Origin of the sequence: Streptomyces sp. MI02-7b, assembly GCF_033793585.1 — a bacterium.
Lineage (GTDB): Bacteria > Actinomycetota > Actinomycetes > Streptomycetales > Streptomycetaceae > Actinacidiphila.
Map to the genome: position 1 here is coordinate 284,920 of NZ_JARAWX010000008.1, position 16,543 is coordinate 301,462.

Annotated in this window: 15 protein-coding genes; 11 read left to right on the forward strand and 4 right to left on the reverse strand. The window is 74.1% G+C overall.

The annotated features are described in order from the left end of the window. Positions 1 to 3 precede the first annotated feature (3 nt). The 5 genes from PV364_RS16235 to PV364_RS16255 all read left to right on the forward strand — a co-directional run bounded on the left by PV364_RS16235 (position 4) and on the right by PV364_RS16255 (position 6,951). On the forward strand, positions 4 to 2,571 hold the full coding sequence (locus tag PV364_RS16235; protein ID WP_319660694.1) for an ABC transporter permease: 2,568 nt from the start codon (positions 4 to 6) through the stop codon (positions 2,569 to 2,571). 567 nt (positions 2,572 to 3,138) lie between these two features. Then, entirely contained in the window at positions 3,139 to 3,594 is a 456-nt protein-coding gene (locus PV364_RS16240; RefSeq protein WP_319660695.1) for a GNAT family N-acetyltransferase, read from the forward strand. 108 nt (positions 3,595 to 3,702) lie between these two features. After that, a complete protein-coding gene (locus PV364_RS16245) occupies positions 3,703 to 5,112 on the forward strand; it encodes a hemolysin family protein (RefSeq protein ID WP_319660696.1) in 1,410 nt (469 codons plus the stop codon). Further along, positions 5,109 to 6,134 carry a hemolysin family protein gene (locus tag PV364_RS16250; protein ID WP_319660697.1) on the forward strand — a complete coding sequence of 342 codons (1,026 nt, stop codon included), beginning with the start codon at positions 5,109 to 5,111 and terminating at the stop codon, positions 6,132 to 6,134. Before PV364_RS16245 ends, PV364_RS16250 begins: the two co-directional genes overlap by 4 nt. A 37-nt stretch (positions 6,135 to 6,171) precedes the next feature. Continuing rightward, positions 6,172 to 6,951: an SGNH/GDSL hydrolase family protein gene (locus PV364_RS16255; protein WP_319660698.1), complete on the forward strand. Its 780-nt coding sequence runs from the start codon at positions 6,172 to 6,174 to the stop codon at positions 6,949 to 6,951. 37 nt (positions 6,952 to 6,988) lie between these two features. Here PV364_RS16255 and PV364_RS16260 read toward each other — a convergent pair whose 3' ends face one another. Beyond that, a complete protein-coding gene (locus PV364_RS16260; protein ID WP_319660750.1) occupies positions 6,989 to 7,453 on the reverse strand; it encodes an NUDIX domain-containing protein in 465 nt (154 codons plus the stop codon). Between PV364_RS16260 and PV364_RS16265 the strand changes: the two genes are divergently transcribed. The 3 genes from PV364_RS16265 (at position 7,361) to mug (ending at position 9,687) form a co-directional block, all read left to right on the forward strand. After that, entirely contained in the window at positions 7,361 to 7,552 is a 192-nt protein-coding gene (locus tag PV364_RS16265) for a hypothetical protein (RefSeq protein ID WP_319660751.1), read from the forward strand. The genes PV364_RS16260 and PV364_RS16265 overlap by 93 nt on opposite strands. 144 nt (positions 7,553 to 7,696) lie before the next feature. Then, on the forward strand, positions 7,697 to 9,139 hold the full coding sequence (gene purB, locus PV364_RS16270; RefSeq protein WP_319660699.1) for an adenylosuccinate lyase: 1,443 nt from the start codon (positions 7,697 to 7,699) through the stop codon (positions 9,137 to 9,139). Positions 9,140 to 9,198: 59 nt separating this feature from the next. Further along, on the forward strand, positions 9,199 to 9,687 hold the full coding sequence (gene mug, locus PV364_RS16275) for a G/U mismatch-specific DNA glycosylase (protein WP_319660700.1): 489 nt from the start codon (positions 9,199 to 9,201) through the stop codon (positions 9,685 to 9,687). A 3-nt stretch (positions 9,688 to 9,690) separates the two neighbouring features. Here the strand turns inward: mug and PV364_RS16280 are convergent, their stop codons facing one another. Further along, the gene (locus PV364_RS16280) at positions 9,691 to 11,031 is read right to left on the reverse strand and encodes a glycoside hydrolase domain-containing protein (protein ID WP_319660701.1); all 1,341 of its coding nucleotides are present in this window, start codon (positions 11,029 to 11,031) and stop codon (positions 9,691 to 9,693) included. Between the two features lie 234 nt (positions 11,032 to 11,265). Beyond that, on the reverse strand, positions 11,266 to 11,667 hold the full coding sequence (locus tag PV364_RS16285) for a hypothetical protein (protein WP_319660702.1): 402 nt from the start codon (positions 11,665 to 11,667) through the stop codon (positions 11,266 to 11,268). 128 nt (positions 11,668 to 11,795) lie between these two features. On the opposite strand from PV364_RS16285, the gene PV364_RS16290 reads away from it, so the two are divergent. Both PV364_RS16290 and PV364_RS16295 read left to right on the forward strand, forming a co-directional pair. Beyond that, positions 11,796 to 12,953: an ROK family transcriptional regulator gene (locus PV364_RS16290; RefSeq protein ID WP_319660703.1), complete on the forward strand. Its 1,158-nt coding sequence runs from the start codon at positions 11,796 to 11,798 to the stop codon at positions 12,951 to 12,953. A gap of 127 nt (positions 12,954 to 13,080) precedes the next feature. Continuing rightward, positions 13,081 to 14,748: an alpha/beta hydrolase gene (locus tag PV364_RS16295; protein WP_415924561.1), complete on the forward strand. Its 1,668-nt coding sequence runs from the start codon at positions 13,081 to 13,083 to the stop codon at positions 14,746 to 14,748. A gap of 22 nt (positions 14,749 to 14,770) precedes the next feature. Here PV364_RS16295 and PV364_RS16300 read toward each other — a convergent pair whose 3' ends face one another. Next, positions 14,771 to 15,535: a GntR family transcriptional regulator gene (locus PV364_RS16300; RefSeq protein WP_319660705.1), complete on the reverse strand. Its 765-nt coding sequence runs from the start codon at positions 15,533 to 15,535 to the stop codon at positions 14,771 to 14,773. A gap of 259 nt (positions 15,536 to 15,794) precedes the next feature. On the opposite strand from PV364_RS16300, the gene PV364_RS16305 reads away from it, so the two are divergent. Beyond that, positions 15,795 to 16,541 (forward strand): SDR family oxidoreductase, encoded by a 747-nt coding sequence (locus PV364_RS16305; protein WP_319660706.1) that lies wholly within the window; start codon positions 15,795 to 15,797, stop codon positions 16,539 to 16,541. Positions 16,542 to 16,543 lie beyond the last annotated feature (2 nt).

The window sequence follows — 16,543 nt, forward strand, 5'->3', positions numbered from 1 at the left end:
GCCGTGCTCCGGGCGACGCTGCGCAGCTTCCTGGCCCACAAGGGCCGGCTGCTGCTCTCCGCGCTCGCCGTCCTGCTGTCGGTGGCGTTCGTCACCGGCAGCATGATCTTCTCCGACACCGTCAACCGCACCTTCGACCGGCTCTTCGCCTCGACCGCGGCCGATGTGACGGTGGGTCCGCCCGAGGCGTTCTCCGAGAACCAGAACTACGCCTCGGGCCAGGTCGGCACGCTTCCCGCGTCGCTGCTGGCCAAGGTCGAGGCCGTGCCGGGGGTCGCCGACGCGCACGTCGACGCCACCGTCCGGAACGCCACCGTCGTCGACGCCCGCAACCGCCCCGTCGGACCGACGACCGGGGCACCCGTCCTGGCCGGCAACTGGTCCGGCGACCCGCGCAGTCCGGTACGGCTGACCAGCGGCCACGCGCCGCACGGCGACCGCGAGGCGCTGATCGACGCGGACACCGCGGCCAACCGCGGGCTGCGCATCGGTGACACCCTGCGCGTACTCGCGCAGCCGGGCGCGTTCCCCGTGCGCATCGTCGGCATCGCCACGTTCACCACCACCAACCCGGGCACGGCCCGGCTGTTCGTGGACACGCCCACCGCGCAGACCCGGCTGATCGGCCGGGCCGGAGCCGCGACCTCGGTGCGCGCCGACGCCGCGCCCGGCGTGTCCGACGCGACGCTGAAGCGGCGGATCGCCGCCGCGCTGGGCCCCGGCTACACGTACACGACGCAGGCCGAACAGGCGAAGTCGGCCGCCGAGTCCCTGGCGACGTTCCTCGACGTGATCAAGTACGTGATGCTGGGCTTCGCCGGGGTCGCGGTCCTCGTCGGTGTCTTCCTGATCGTCAACACCTTCTCCATGCTGATCGCGCAGCGCACCCGCGAACTCGGGCTGCTGCGCGCGCTGGGCGCGGACCGGCGGCAGGTGCGGCGCTCGGTGCTCGTGGAGGCGGCGCTGCTCGGCCTGGTCGGCTCCACGCTCGGGCTGCTGTGCGGGGTGGGGCTGGCGGCCGGGCTGATCCGGCTGCTGGGCGCGTTCGGCATGAACATCGGCGCCTCGCAGATGGTGCTGCGTCCGCCGGTACCGGTGGCGGCGTACGCGGTCGGGCTGGTGGTGACGCTCGTCGCGGCCTACCTGCCGGCGCGCAGGGCCTCGCGGGTGTCCCCCATGGCCGCGCTTGCCGACGTCGAGGTCACGGACGGCGACCGGTCGCTGCGGGGACGGGCGGTCGCGGGCGGGCTCATCGCGCTGCCGGCGGCGGCCGCGCTCGCGGGCGCGGCGGCCGCGGGGACGATCGGTGCCGCCGCGTCCTTCCTGGGCCTGGGCATCGGGCTCTCGCTGATCGCCGCGGTGGTGGCGGGCCCGCTGCTCGTACGCCCGGTCATCCGTGTGGTGGGCGGGGCGCTGCCGCGGCTGTTCGGGCCGGTGGGGCGGATGAGCCAGCGCAACGCGCTGCGCAATCCCCGGCGCACCGGCGCGACGGCCTCGGCACTGATGATCGGGCTCGCCCTGGTGACCGGCATGTCGATGGCCGGGACCTCGATGGCCAGTTCGTTCGACCACGAGATCGACAGGGCACTCGGCGCCGACTTCGTCGTCCAGGGCGACCGTTTCGCGCCCTTCTCCCCCGCCGTCACCAAGGCGGTGCACAAGGTGCGGGGGGCGGGCCGGATCGTCCCGATGCGCTACGTGCCCGTCCTGGTCACCCTGCCCGGCGGTCGTACTGCGAAGCTCACCGGTGCCGCCATCGGCCCCGGCGCCGACGACGTGCTCAACCTCGACTACGCCCGCGGTGACACCGCCCGGGCGCTCGCCGCGGACAGCGTCTCGCTCTCGCAGGAGTACGCGGCCCGGCACGGGCTGCGGGTGGGCAGCAGACTGCCGGTGCGCTTCGCCGACGCCCGCAGGGCCACCTTCGTCCTGCGGGCCCTGACCACCAGCCAGGGCACCCTCTTCGGGGACGACGCCACCTTGACGATGGGGCTCGCCACCGCCGAGCGCCATCTGCCGGGGAGCCAGGACGCCGCCCTGTACGTGAACGCGGCGCCCGGCACTGCCAAGCCGACGCTCCGCGCCCGGCTGGAGCGGGCGCTGAAGCCCTATCCGCAGGTCGAGGTCCGGGACCAGGCCGACTACAAGAGGCTGGTGCGCACCCAGATCTCCGTGCTGCTCACCCTCGTCTACGCGCTGCTGGGGCTGGCGATCGTCATCGCGGTCCTCGGTGTCGTCAACACCCTTGCCCTGTCGGTGGTCGAGCGCACCCGCGAGATCGGGCTGCTGCGGGCCATCGGCCTGTCGCGCCTCCAGCTCAGACGCATGATCCGCCTGGAGTCGGTGGTGATCGCCGTGTTCGGCGCGGTGCTGGGCCTCGGACTCGGTCTGGTGTGGGGACTGGTGGCGCACGAGGTGCTCGCCCTGGAGGGCATCCGGGCGCTCACGGTGCCCTGGACGACGGTCGGCGCGGTCATGGCCGGCTCGGTGGTCGTCGGTCTGGTCGCCGCCCTGTTGCCGGCGCTGCGCGCCTCGAGGATGAACGTGCTGGCGGCCATCGCGCACGAATGACGGCGTGCGCGGTGCGCCGTGCGGCGGCGGGGCGCTGGCGTCGGACCGGCCGGCTACACGGCGGCGCACGCCGCCCAGCGGGCCCGGCTCGGCACCTTCGCGCTCAACGCCGCCTGCGGTTCTGGCGGACGCCGGGAACCGGCCCTCGGCGCGGGCTACCTGCGCGAAGCGTTCGGGGCGGCCGGACCGCCCGACGCACACCGTCACCACGCTGCGCCGCCTCTGGGCGCGACGGCCGGTGCGCCGGCGAACCGCAGCCGGACGCTGGGGCCGGATGGCCAGCGAGCGTCGTCGCGTTGACCGGGACGCAGGCCGCTCCACGCACGCATGACGGCACTCTGCGGCTGCTGCCCGCCGCCACGGGGGACGAACCGGGGCGCCGTGGCGCACGGCACCGCGCCCACAGATCGCCGTGCAGGTGCCCGACCAGCCGGACCGGCGCCCCGGGCGCGGCGGGGCGTCCAGGAGCCCACGGCCGAGGACTTCGCCCGCGTGATCGCGGAACCGCGGCGGAACCGCACGTAAAACCCTCGACGGGCGCCCGTACGGCCTGCTTGGGTGAGGACCGTGGACGATCTGCGAATACAGGCCGCGGCACCTGCCGACGCCGAAAGAGTGCTGGCGTTCTGGAAGGACGCCGCCGAGGGCACCACGGTCAGCGACGACCTGGCCGGGGTGAGCGGCCTCATCGCCCGGGATCCCGAGGCGCTGCTCCTCGCGACACGCGGCGGGGAACTCGTCGGCACCGTCATCGCCGGCTTCGACGGCTGGCGCTGCCACCTGTACCGCCTGGCCGTGCACCCGCGGGGGCGCCGCCAGGGCGTCGCGACCGCGCTGCTGGCCGCGGCGGAGCGCCGGTTCGCCGCGCTCGGCGGCCGCCGCGGGGACGCCATGGTGCTCGTGCGCAACGAGCGGGCCCACCACGCCTGGCGGTCGGCGGGCTATCTCCCCAACGAGCAGTGGCGGCGCTGGACCAAGCCGCTCGTCGAGGTCCGCCCGCCCGGCCCTCCGGCCGCCGGGTAGCCCGCCCGGCACCGCCGTCGCCCGCAGGGACACGCGCCCGTTCCGCCGACGGTGGCATGAGCGCGCGCGCCGCCGTCCGCTGACCGATCATGGGATCGAGGTGTCCCGATGACCGAAGTGCTCCTGCTGGCCGTCGCGCTGCTGCTCACGCTGGCGTGCGCGGTCTTCGTCGCCGCGGAGTTCTCGCTGACCACCGTCGAGCGCGGCGACCTGGAACGTGCCGCGCGGGCCGGTGAGCGGGGCGCGCCCGCCGCGCTGCGTGCCGTGCGCACCCTGACGCTGCAGTTGTCCGGGGCCCAGCTCGGGATCACCGTCACGGGCCTGGTGATCGGCATGCTGGCGGAGGCCTCCATCGCGAAGCTGCTGGCCGGGCCACTGCGGGCGCTCGGGATGCCGAGTTCGGCGGCGATGTCCCTGGCACTGGTCCTGGGCACGGCGATCTCGACGGTCGTGCTGATGGTGGTCGGCGAACTGGTCCCGAAGAACTGGGCGATCTCCCGTCCGTTGCCGGTCGCCAAGGCGGTCGCCCCGGCGCAGCGGGCGTTCACCGCCGCCTTCGGTCCGCTCATCCGCCATCTGAACAACTCCGCCAACCGCATCCTGCGGCGCCTGGGCATGGAGCCCGCGGAGGAGCTCGCGTCGGCCCGAAGTCCGGAGGAACTGGTCGCGCTCGCCCGTCACTCGGCGCGGGCCGGTGCCCTGGAGGCGGACACCGCGGAACTGTTCGTCCGCACCCTGGGCCTGGCGGAGCTGACCGCCGAGAACGTCATGACCCCCCGGGTCCAGGTCACCTCTTTGGACGAGCGCGCGAGCTGCCAGGACGTCGCCGAGGCCACCCGGGCGACCGGCCTGTCCCGTTTCCCCGTGCACCGCGGCGGCCTGGACGACGTGATCGGCATCGTCCACATCAAGGACGTGCTGGCCGTGCCGGCCGAGCGCCGGCCGGGCCACCCGCTGACCCCGCTGCTGCGCGAGCCGCTGCTGGTGCCCGAGTCGCTGACCGTCGACCGGCTGCTGGACCGGCTCGCCGGCGACACGGGCATGGCCGTGGTCATCGACGAGTACGGGGGCACGGCCGGCGTCGTCACCCTGGAGGACATCGTGGAGGAGGTGGTCGGGGAGGTGCGTGACGAGCACGACCCGCAGGAGACGCCCGACCTCGCCTTCATCCACCAGGACCGCACCGGCCGCCGGGTCTACGACGCCGACGGCGCCACCCGCACCGACCAGCTGGCCCAGATCGGGCTGCGGGCGCCCGAGGGGCCGTACGAGACGCTGGCCGGACTGATCGCGGAACGGCTCGGCCGCATCCCGGTCACCGGGGACATCGCCGAGGCCGCCGGGTGGGTGCTGGAGGTCACCGACGACTCCGGGCACCGCGCGGCCCATGTGCGGCTGATCTCCCCGCCGCCGGGCGAGGACGCGCCGCCCGGCCAGGACGCGGGGCACGGCCAGGACGCGGGGCACGGCCAGGACGCGGGGCACGGCACCGACGACGGCGCGGCGGAGGTGCGATGACCTTCCTGCAGATCCTGGTCGGGCTGCTGACGCTGGTGGTGAACGCGTTCTTCGTCGGCGCCGAGTTCGCCATGATCTCCGTGCGGCGCAGTCAGATCGAGCCCCGCGCCGAGGCCGGCGAACGCGGGGCACGCCACGTCCTGTGGGGCCTGCAGCACCTCTCGCCGCTGCTGGCGGCCGCGCAGTTGGGAATCACCCTGTGCACCCTGGTGCTCGGCATCGTGGCCGAGCCCGCCATCGAGCACGTGCTGTCCCCGCTGTTCCAGGCGCTGCACGTCCCGGAGAGCGCGGTTCACGTGGCGTCGTTCGCCATCGCGCTGACCCTGGCCACGTACGCGCACATGCTGCTGGGCGAGATGGTGCCGAAGAACATCGCGCTCGCCGCGCCCGAGCGCACCGCGCTGGCGCTGGGGCCGCCGCTGGTGACGCTCGCGCGGGCGCTGCGCCCGGTGATCTTCGCGATCAACGCGTTCGCCAACGGCCTGCTGAGGCTGCTGCGGGTGGAGCCGAAGGACGAGGTCGCCGCGGTGTTCTCCGACGACGAGCTGGCCCGGATGGTCACCGACGCGGGGGCAGCGGGGCTGCTGGACGAGCGGGCCGCGATCCGGCTGCAGGACGCGCTGGAACTCGGCCGGCGTCCGGTGGGCGAGGTCGTGGTGCCCGCCGACCGGGTGGTCACGGCGCGTTCGGACATCACACCCGAGGGGCTGGAGCGGCTGAGCGCGCGTTCGGGGTTCTCCCGCTTCCCGGTCACCGAGGACTCCGGCCGCGTCCTGGGCTACCTCCACGTCAAGGACGCCCTCGCCTTCGGGCCGGACCACCGCGACCTCCCGTTCCCGCGCGGAGCGCTGCGGCGCATCACCCGCGTGGGCGCGGCGACCCCGCTGGACGACGTCCTGGCGGCGATGCGGGCCAGCGGCGCGCACCTGGCCGCGGTGGTCGACGACGAGGGGCGCGGCATGGGCCTGGTGACCATGGAGGACGTGCTCAAGGAGCTGATGGGGCACACACCGGCCGCCTGAGGCGGCCGCGGAACGGCCCGGTAGGATCACGGCCGCCATGGAGATGACCGCCACCCACACCAGTTTCGTCGCGCTCGGCGACTCCTTCACCGAAGGCATGTCGGACGCGCTGCCCGACGGCACCTACCGCGGCTGGGCCGACCTCCTCGCGGGCCGGCTCGCCGCCCACAGCCCGGACTTCCGCTACGCCAATCTGGCGGTGCGCGGCAAGCTGATCCAGCAGATCGTGGACGAGCAGGTGGAGACCGCGGCCTCGATGGGCGCGGACCTGGTGACCCTGGTCGGCGGGCTGAACGACGTGCTGCGGCCCAAGTGCGACGTCCCGCGGGTGTGCGCCCTGCTGGAGGAGGCCGTCGAGCGGCTGGCGCCGAACTGCCGGCAGCTCGTGCTCATGCGCAGCCCCGCCCGCCGTGGCCCGGTCGCGGTGCGCTTCCTGCCCCGCATGGAGGAGCTGTTCGGCTTCATCGACAAGCTGGCCGCGCAACACGGCGCCCTCGTGGTCGACCTGTACGGCGCGGACGTGCTGGGCGACCCGCGGCTGTGGGCGGACGACCGGCTGCACCTGGACGAGGAGGGGCACCGCCGGGTCGCCGAGGCGGTCTGGCAGACCCTCGGCCACACCCCGCGGTTCGACTGGACCGAGGTCCTCCCCGCCGAGGTGAAGCTCCCCTGGGCCGTCCGCCGCGCGGCCGACGTGCGTTTCACCCGCCGGCACCTGGTGCCGTGGATAGGCCGCCGCCTCACCGGCCGCTCCTCCGGCGACGGCCTGGCCCCCAAGCGCGCCGAGCTCCTCCCGCTCCCGCCCGTGGACGCGTGAGCCGGGGGCGGCTCCGCCTCGGGAACGGGAGTCGGCCTCACCGTTCCTCCGGGGGCACCGGCCGGACCGCGGCGGCATACCGGCTCAGTACCTCCTGGCTGTCCGGAGTGAAGGCCTCCCGTCGCATGAAACCCGCCAGTTCGCTCCTGGTCATCCAGTCGCACCACGCGACCTCGTCCCCGTCGGGCCTGACCTGGCCGGGGACGACGGCCTCGTGGACGGCGAGCCAGTGGGGGCTCAGGCCGCCGAGGTTCAGGAACGTGGCCACGCGGTGCACCGGCACCCGGACCCCCAGCTCCTCCTCCAGCTCGCGGGCCGCCGCCGCTTCGTACGACTCACCCACGGCGACGGCACCGCCGACCGCGACCTCGTAGTGCCCCGGGAAGCGGGACACTTTCCCGGACCGCCGATGGACGAGGAATCGTCCCTCGCGATCGCGGCAGATCGTCACGGCGACCCGGTGCAGCCAACCCCGGCGGACAGCCTCGGCGCGGCGCACCACAGCCACCACGAGATCACGTTCGTCGACCTGTTCGACCCACTCGTCCATGAGCCGACGATCGCAGCCGCCTCCGACACCGGAGCGACGTCCGCCGCCTGACGTGCGAAGCCGTCCGGCCCCGGGACACCGCACCGACCTCGCGCGCAGGCACCGCGAAATCGTCGGCTGAGCGTCTCTGACCTGGCCTTCCGCTCCTCCTGGGGCGTGAGCATTCACCATGGGCGGCGGGTAAACTCTCGCTACGTGACTTCCAAGCCCCGCATCCCCGACGTCCTGGCCGGCCGCTACGCATCCGTGGAGCTCGCCACCCTGTGGTCCCCCGAGCAGAAGGTGGTGCTGGAGCGCCGCCTGTGGCTGGCGGTGCTGAGGGCGCAGAAGGACCTCGGGATCGAGGTGCCGGACGAGGCGATCGCGGACTACGAACGGGTGCTGGAGCAGGTGGACCTGGCGTCCATCGCGCAGCGCGAGAAGGTCACGCGGCACGATGTGAAGGCGCGCATCGAGGAGTTCAACGCGCTCGCGGGGCACGAGCAGATCCACAAGGGCATGACCTCGCGCGACCTCACGGAGAACGTCGAGCAGCTGCAGATCCGGCTGTCGCTGGAGCTGGTGCGCGACCGCACGGTGGCCGTGCTCGCCCGCCTGGGACGGCTGGCCGCCGAGTACGGCGAGCTGGTGATGGCGGGGCGCTCGCACAACGTCGCCGCCCAGGCCACCACGCTCGGCAAGCGGTTCGCGACCGGCGCCGACGAGCTGCTGGTCGCCTTCGCCCGGGTCGAGGATCTGCTCGGCCGTTATCCGCTGCGCGGCATCAAGGGCCCGGTCGGCACGGCGCAGGACATGCTGGACCTGCTGGGCGGCGGGGCCGAGGGCGAGGCACGGCTCGCGGAGCTGGAGCGGCGGGTCGCGCAGCACCTGGGCTTCTCGCACGAGTTCACCTCGGTGGGCCAGGTCTACCCGCGCTCGCTGGACTACGACGCCGTGACCGCGCTCGTGCAGCTGGCCGCCGCGCCCTCGTCGCTGGCCAAGACGATCCGGCTGATGGCCGGCAACGAGCTGGTCACCGAGGGCTTCCAGCCCGGACAGGTCGGCTCCTCGGCCATGCCGCACAAGATGAACACCCGCTCCTGCGAGCGCGTCAACGGCCTCGCCGTCGTCCTGCGGGGCTACGCCTCGATGGTCGGCGAGCTGGCCGGCGACCAGTGGAACGAGGGCGACGTCTCCTGCTCGGTGGTGCGGCGCGTCGCGCTGCCGGACGCCTTCTTCGCGCTGGACGGCCTCATGGAGACCTTCCTGACCGTGCTGGACGAGTTCGGCGCCTTCCCGGCCGTCATCGCCCGCGAGCTCGACCGCTACCTGCCGTTCCTGGCGACGACGAAGGTGCTCATGGCCTCGGTACGCGCCGGGGTCGGCCGTGAGGTCGCGCACGAGGTCATCAAGGAGCACGCGGTGGCGTCCGCGCTGGCGATGCGCGAGAAGGGCGCCGACCGCAACGAGCTGCTGGACCGGCTCGCCGAGGACGAGCGCATCCCGCTGGACCGCGCACAGCTCGACGCCCTCATGGCGGACCGGCTCTCCTTCACCGGCGCCGCGTCCGCGCAGGTCGCCGAGGTCGTGCGGCGCGTGGAGGAGGTCACCGAGCGTCATCCCCTGGCGGCCTCGTACCGGCCCGGAGCCATCCTCTGACCACCCGCCGGCCGACGCAGGACGAGCTGGAGGCCGCCCGCGAGCGCACCGTCCCGGATGTGATCGCGGACGGCCTGCGGGTGCTCTTCTGCGGCATCAACCCCGGCCTGATGTCCGCCGCCACCGGCCACCACTTCGCCAGGCCGGGCAACCGCTTCTGGCCGGTGCTGCACGGCTCCGGATTCACACCGCGCCGCCTGGACCCCTCCGAGCAGGGGGAGTTGCTGTCGTACGGGCTCGGGATCACCAACGTCGCCGCGCGGCCGTCCGCGCGGGCGGACGAGCTCGGCAAGGCCGAACTGGTCGAGGGCGGCGTGCTGTTGACGCAGCGGGTGCTGCGCCACCGGCCGCGCTGGCTGGCCGTGGTCGGCGTCACCGCCTACCGCGTGGCGTTCGCCGATCCGCGCGCCGCGATCGGTCCGCAGGAGCGGACGATCGGCGACACGCGGATCTGGGCCCTGCCCAACCCCAGCGGGCTCAACGCCGGGTGGACGACCGGTGCGATGGTGGAGGAGTTCGGACGGCTGCGCGCCGCGGCCGGTGACTGAGCCTCAGCAGCGCGGGACCGGCTTGGTGTACGTGGTGCCGCTCAGCGTCGCCACGTAATGGTCCGAGACGTAACGGCCATTGTCGAGCCGGTCCCAGATCTTCGTGGTGCCGACCTTCGATCCGCTCTTCTGGCAGACCACCCAGGCCAGCGCCCCGTTCGCCGCCTTGCCCTGGGCGGCGTAGGAGCTGCCGGGCCCGGTGCGTACGGTCAGGCCGCCGTTGGCCGTGACCTGGTAGGGGTGGACGCAGCGCGGGACGGGAGCGCTGTAGCCCGTGGCCGAGGGTGTGCTGACGTAGTGGTCGGTCACATAGGTGCCGTCGGTCAGCTTGTCCCAGACCGTCGTGGTGCCGACCTTCGGGCCGGGCGTCTGGCAGACGACCTGGAGTGCCGAGCCGGACGCGTGGGTCCGCACCACGGGATAGCTGCCGGACGGCCCGGAGCGGGCGTTGAGCGCGCCGGGGCTGGTCACCGTGTAGGTGTGGGCGACCGTGGCGACGGGGGCGTCCAGACGGTCGTTGTCGATGTTGACCGTGACGCCGCCGTAGGTCTCGTCGTGGCTGCCCCGGTACTGCTTGGCCCGCTGGTGGACGGACCACTTGCCGTCCGCGACACCGGCCCAGCCCTTGAGGGTGTCGGCGCCGTCGTAGCGTGCGATCCACAGGGCGTCGGGGCGGGCGTAGGAGGCCGAGGTGAAGGCGTCGGACAGTTGCCGCGCCCCGAGGTTGAGGTTCATGTAGACACCGGAGATGTAGCCGAGGCGATGCAACTCCTTGGTCCAGCCGGACACATAGCTCAACACGGCGGTGCGGCAGCCGGCGTCGGCCTGCGCGTAGTTCTCGATGTCGTTGTAGAAGGCGCTGCCGGGCCGCATGCCCAGGGCCTTGGCGGCGGCGACGGCGTCCCCGGCCGCGGCGGCGCCCTGGGCGCGGGCGGTCGCGGCGGTCCGGCTGATCTTCGCGTCGGTGGGGCGGCCGCCGCACGGCGGCTGCAGGCCCTTGTGGATGGGCAGCAGGCGCCACTTCAAGCGGGAGACCGACGAGACCCAGTCCGCCGTCAGCTGCGGCTGGGCGCAGGTGCGGTTGACACCGCTGATGTACACGCCGAGCGCGCGGTACGGGGAGGCGCCCCACGCCTGGATGGTGGTCAGCGGCGGTGCGGTGCAGGCGTCGAAGGCGAGCCCGGAGTAGCGGGTCGCGGTGGCCCCCGCCGGATAGCCGATGCCCGTGGCGGGTTCGGCGGCGGCGGCCGGGGCGAGCACCAGTGCGGTGGCGGCGGCCAGAACGCCCGCGAACCACCCGGCGAGCACCCGCCGGAGGAACCGTCGGAGCACGGGGCCGGGCAAGCGGTGAAGGATACGGCGCGGGTGCGGCATGGCGGTCCCCCTGGATGGCGCGACGCGGCGCCGGGCCCGGTGGGCGTCCAGCCGTCGGCCGGCGCCGGATCGTTCGGTTCGCCGGGCGGAATCGGGCAGGTCTCCGGGCGCGTGCCGCCGCGCTTGTTGTCGCGTCAGACTGTCCTGCACGCAGCGTAGGCGTCCGCTCACCCCACCGTCGAGCACCGTGGGCGGGAAGCCGCTCTAAGGAATGAGGTCCGTGTCGGCGACGGCGGCCAGCAGATGGGGCCTGGCGTCGGCTATCGCTATCCAGTGCCAGCCGACCCGCCAGGTGAAGGCCTCGTCGGCGTGCCCGCTGAGCACCGCCAGCGGGGCCGCGACCGCCTCCCCCAGAGCCGAACGCTCCAGGTGGGGCCGGAGATCGACCAGCACGGCCGGCGTGCGGTAGCGCTCGGTCAGTGCCGAGACGAGGGACTCGCAGGCCGCTCCCACGTCGTCCTCCCACTGCGGGAGCAGCGGCTCGTCGGGGTCGCGGCAGCCGTCCTCGGCGGCGAGGTCCGCGAGGTGGAATCCGGGGTCGCCGCCGGCCGCGTCGAGGCGGGCGCGCAGCGCCTCCACGGCGGCGAGGTGACGTACGAGATCCATGGGGACAGTAAACCCCCGGGGTCGGACACTTGACGTCACGTCACGCGAGCCTGCGCCGGGCCACTCGCCGCGGGCGGCCGGGACGGGTACGATCCGGCCAACACGCGCGCAAGCTGGGAGGACGTACGTTGGGGCGGCTCACCGGCGGGGATCCGTCCCTGCTCCGGCGGATCAATTCCGCTGTGGTGCTGCACGCGCTGCGTGGTGCCCCCGGACCGAGCCTGACCGAACTGGTGCACAGCACCGGGTTGTCGCGCCCGACCGTCGAGGGCGTCATCGAGGGGCTGATGGATTCCGGCCTGGTCGTCGAGGCGCCGCAGGAGCCGGGGGACGCGCGGAAACAGGGGCGGCCCGCGCGCAGGTTCCGCTTCCACGCCGAGGCGGGGCACCTGCTGGGCATCGAGATCGGGGCCCGCCAGGTGCGGGCGCTGCTGTCCGACCTGAGCGGCCGGGTCCTCGGTTCCCTGGCCCACGACGTCGCCGACGCCACCCCCGCGGAGGAGCGGCTGGAGCGGGTGCGGGGCGCCGTCGCCGAGTTGCTGCGCAAGGCGGGAGTGGCGCGCAGCACGCTGTGGGCGGTCGGTGTGGGCAGTCCGGGGATCGTGGAGACGGACGGCGCGGTGCGGCTGAGCACGGCCCTTCCGGGCTGGACGGGCCTGCCCCTGGGCGAGCGCCTGCGCCGGTCGTTCCGCTGCCCGGTGCTGGTGGAGAACGACGCGAACGTGGCGGCCGTGGCGGAGCACTGGAAGGGCGCGGCCGTCGGTACGGACGACGTCGTCTTCGTGCTGGCCGGGCTGAGCCCGGGCGCGGGCTCGCTGATCGGCGGCCGGCTGCACCGGGGTTTCGGCGGCGCGGCCGGCGAGATCGGCGCCCTGCACCTGCTCGGCCGCGAGGCGACGCCGGAACGCCTGCTGTCGACGACCGGGACACCGCTGCACCCGCTGGACGAGCCCGCGGTGGCCGAGGTGTTCGCGCTGGCAAGGGCGGGCGACCTGCAGGCCCGCGAGGCCGTCGACCGCTTCCTGCACCGCCTGGTGCACGACGTGGCGGCGCTCGTGCTGGCCATCGACCCCGAACTCGTGGTGATCGGCGGGTGGGCGGCGGGACTGGACGGCGTGCTGGAGCCGCTGCGCGCCGAGTTGGCCCGCTACTGCCTGCGGCCGCCGGAGGTGGCGCTGTCGGCGCTGGGGCAGGAGGCGGTCGCCACCGGTGCGCTGCGGCTGGCCCTGGACCACGTCGAGGAGCGGCTCTTCGCGGTGGCGCGCACCTCTCTGCTCAACCGCTGAGCGGAACCGGGGCCCGGAAGGCCGACGACGGGGCAATTCGAGGGGTATTCGGGGGAAATGTGACGACTTATCGGCCTGCCTGTTTTGCCGTCTAGTCCGACCAGCCGACGATCCCTGCCATCGGCAGATGACGCCGCGCCGCGGTGGCGCGGCCGGCGGAAGGGCGTCCCGCGTGCGGCGAGCTGTGATCCTGGGTGTGTCCGTGGTCCTGGCGGCGGGGGCGCTCACCGCGTCACCCGCCTCGGCCTACCTGCCAGGTCCCGTGGACGACCCCTTGCGGACGGCTGGTGTCGCCCTGGCCGCGGACGCCGCCGCGGACACCGGGATCGCCTTCGGCGCCTGTCCCAAGGACAGCGGGCTCGCCGCGCCGGTGCAGTGCGGCAAGGTCAAGGTGCCGGTGGACTACGCCGACCCGGGCGGCCGCCGGATCGACCTGCTGGTGAGCCGGCTGCGCGCCACCGGTCCGGCCTCCGGGCGGCAGGGCGCGCTGGTCTTCAACCCGGGCGGCCCCGGCGCCCCCGGCCTGTGGTTCCCCGCCGTCGGGCTGAAGAGCGCCGGCCCGGTGACCCGCAAGGTGTGGGGGACGGCCGCCAGGACGTACGACCTGATCGGCTTCGACGCGCGCGGGGTCGGCCACTCGGCGCCGATCTCGTGCGTGCGCCCGGAGAACTACATCCACGCGCCCTCACCCGACCCGCGCACCGCGAACGCGGCGGCCCAGACCCGGGAGCGTGCCAAGGCCCGGGGGATCGCGGACGGCTGCGGCCGCCGCTCGGCGTCGATGCTCGGCCACATGACCAGTGCCGACATGGCGCGCGACCTCGACGTCATCCGCGCCGCCCTGCACGAGACCCGGCTGAACTACTACGGCGTCTCGTACGGCACCTACCTGGGCGCGGTGTACGCGACGCTCTTCCCCCGCCATGTGCGACGGATGGTCCTCGACAGCGTCGTCAACCCGGACCCGCAGGGTGTCTGGTACGGCGCCAACCTCAGCCAGGACGTGGCCTTCGAGGGCCGCTGGGCCGACTGGCGCGCCTGGGCCGCCCGTTACGACTCCGTGTACGGTCTCGGCTCCACGGCCAGCCGCGTGCAGGCGTCCTTCGACCTGGCGATGCGCAAGCTGGCCAAGAAGCCCGCAGGTGGCACGGTGGGACCCGGCGAGCTGCACGCGGCAGCGGAGAACGCCGCCTACTACGACCAGCGTTGGGTGACGTTCGCCCACCAGCTGTCGCGCTATCTGCACGGCGACGACAAGCCCCTGGTGGCCGCCGAGGCGCCCGACCGGTCCGGGGCGAAGGCCGCGGAGAACGGCGACGCGGTCTACCTGGCCGTGCAGTGCACGGACGCCGCCTGGCCGCGGGACTGGGGCACCTGGGACCGGGACAACTCGCGGCTGGCGCTCCGGCACCCCTTCGAGACCTGGCCCAACGCCTGGATGAACCTGCCGTGCGCCACCTGGCCGGCCCGGGCGGGGGAGCCGGTCGACGTCGGCGCCTGGTCCGCCGAACTGCCGCCGGTACTCCTGACGCAGTCCGAGCGGGATGCCGCCACGCCGTACGAAGGCGCCCTGGAGCTGCACCGCAGGCTGCAGGGCTCGCGGCTGGTCACCGAGGTGGGACGCGGTTCGCACGGCCTGGTCAGCATCTGGAACGCGTGCCTCGTCTCGCGGGTCGACCGCTACCTGACGTCCGGCGACGTCGGAGACGCGGACGCGCGCTGCGCCGGGCACCCGGTGCCCGTGCCGTCCGGCACGCTGGGCGCGAAGGACGCCAACACGGGCCGCTACTACTGAGCGAGCCCGCCCGGGCCGTACCTCAGGAGGCCGCCGCGTGCCGATCGCCGTCGTGGTGGGTGATCTCCATGGCGCCGCTGTCGCCGAAGGTGAGGCGGCAGGTGTCGGCCCGGTAGGTGGAGACCGCCACGGCGGCCACCCGGCCGCCGCAGAAGTAGCGGGTGGTGACGACGAGAACGGGGGCGCCGGGCAGCCGGTCGAGCTGCTTGGCGTCCTCGGCGCGGGCGGAGCCCAGCTCCACGGCGCGGTCGTCGCCGTCGAGTTCGAGTGCGCGCAGCGCGCGCAGCACGGCCGGGGCGTGATCGGCGGGCGCCAGGTCGTCGCCCAGGCCGGGGACGGATGCCCGCGGCACGTACAGCAGCTCGGTGGCGACGGACTGGCCGCCCATCGCGCGGACCCGGCGGACGGTGTGGACCGGCTCATCGGCGGCCATGCCCAGGGCGGTGGCGACCACGGCGGGCGCGGCGGCCTCGGCGCAGCCCACAGTACGCCAGGCGTCACCCGGGGCGCCCGGCCAGGTGCCGCGCGAGGGCCCGACGGAGACGCCGACGCGGGGCGGCGCGACGGTGGTGCCGACACCGCGGCGGCGCTGCAGGCGGCCCTCCAGCTCCAGCTGCTCCAGCGCCTGGCGCAGCGTGGCCCTGGCGACGCCGAAACGGGCCGCGAGGTCGCGCTCGTTCGGCAGGATCTCGCCCACGGCGAACTCCGAGTCGAGGGCGTCGACAAGCACGGTCTTGAGGTGCCAGTACTTGGGCTCCGGCACATTCTCGAGCTGCGTGGTCCCCACCCTGTCCTCCGCAATCGGCCTGGCCCCGCCGGGGGGTTGTTCAGCCTTGTTTCCGAACGGCTCTTTATTAAAGGTTCTTGCACTACTAGGGGACGATAGGGCCGCTCCCGCGGCTTGGTCAAGACCAATGCTCGCCGCCCCGGCGCGATCCGGGCGCGGCCGCCGCGCGGCGTTCACAAGGTGTTCGCGCTCGTCACGGGCCGTTCGCACGCTGGTAGCGTTCGTGATCATCGAGGACGGGCGGGCGAGGGAGCGGGTCATGGCGGCGGTCACGGTGGTCACCGGCGGCGGGCGCGGCATCGGAGCGGCCGTGGCGCTGCGGCTGGCGCGGGACGGGCACGCCGTGGGCATCGGCTACGAGCGGGCACGCGAGGCCGCCGAGGACGTCGCCCGGAAGGTGCGGGAGGCCGGCGCCGAGTGCGTCGCCGTGCAGGGCGACACCAGCGACGAGGCCCAGGTGGAGCGGCTGTTCGACACCGTGCGGGAGAAGCTGGGCGCCATCACCGGGCTGGTCAACAACGCGGGCGTCACCGGGCCGCTCGGCCGCTTCACCGAGACGCCGGTCGCGGAGATCCGCCGGGTCGTCGACGTCAACGTGATGGGCGCGATCCTGTGCGCGCGGCGCGCCGCCCTGGAGATGTCCACGCGGTACGGCGGCGGGGGCGGCGCCATCGTCAACATCTCCTCGGGCGCCGCGACGCTCGGCAGCCCCGGGGAGTACGTGCACTACGCGGCGAGCAAGGCGGCCGTGGACGCGCTCACGGTGGGCCTGGCCAAGGAGCTCGCCCCGGACGGCGTGCGGGTCAACTCGGTGCAGCCCGGCATGGTCCTGACCGGGATCCACGCGGCCATGGGCGACCCGGAGCGGCCGTGGCGGAACCCGGACCGCGTGCCCATGCGGCGGCCCGGGGAGCCGGAGGAGGTGGCCGGCGCGGTGGCGTGGCTGATGTCGCCCGAGGCGTCGTACACCACCGGCGCGGTGCTGCGGGTCACGGGCGGCCTGTAGGA

Bases quoted from the DNA above. Each gene is read 5' to 3' on its own strand.
- PV364_RS16250 (WP_319660697.1), top strand. From the start codon at position 5,109: ATGACCTTCCTGCAGATCCTGGTCGGGCTGCTGACGCTGGTGGTGAAC.
- PV364_RS16255 (WP_319660698.1), top strand. From the start codon at position 6,172: ATGGAGATGACCGCCACCCACACCAGTTTCGTCGCGCTCGGCGACTCC.
- PV364_RS16295 (WP_415924561.1), top strand. From the start codon at position 13,081: ATGACGCCGCGCCGCGGTGGCGCGGCCGGCGGAAGGGCGTCCCGCGTG.
- PV364_RS16285 (WP_319660702.1), bottom strand. From the start codon at position 11,667: ATGGATCTCGTACGTCACCTCGCCGCCGTGGAGGCGCTGCGCGCCCGC.
- PV364_RS16305 (WP_319660706.1), top strand. From the start codon at position 15,795: ATGGCGGCGGTCACGGTGGTCACCGGCGGCGGGCGCGGCATCGGAGCG.
- PV364_RS16265 (WP_319660751.1), top strand. From the start codon at position 7,361: ATGGACGAGGAATCGTCCCTCGCGATCGCGGCAGATCGTCACGGCGAC.
- PV364_RS16245 (WP_319660696.1), top strand. From the start codon at position 3,703: ATGACCGAAGTGCTCCTGCTGGCCGTCGCGCTGCTGCTCACGCTGGCG.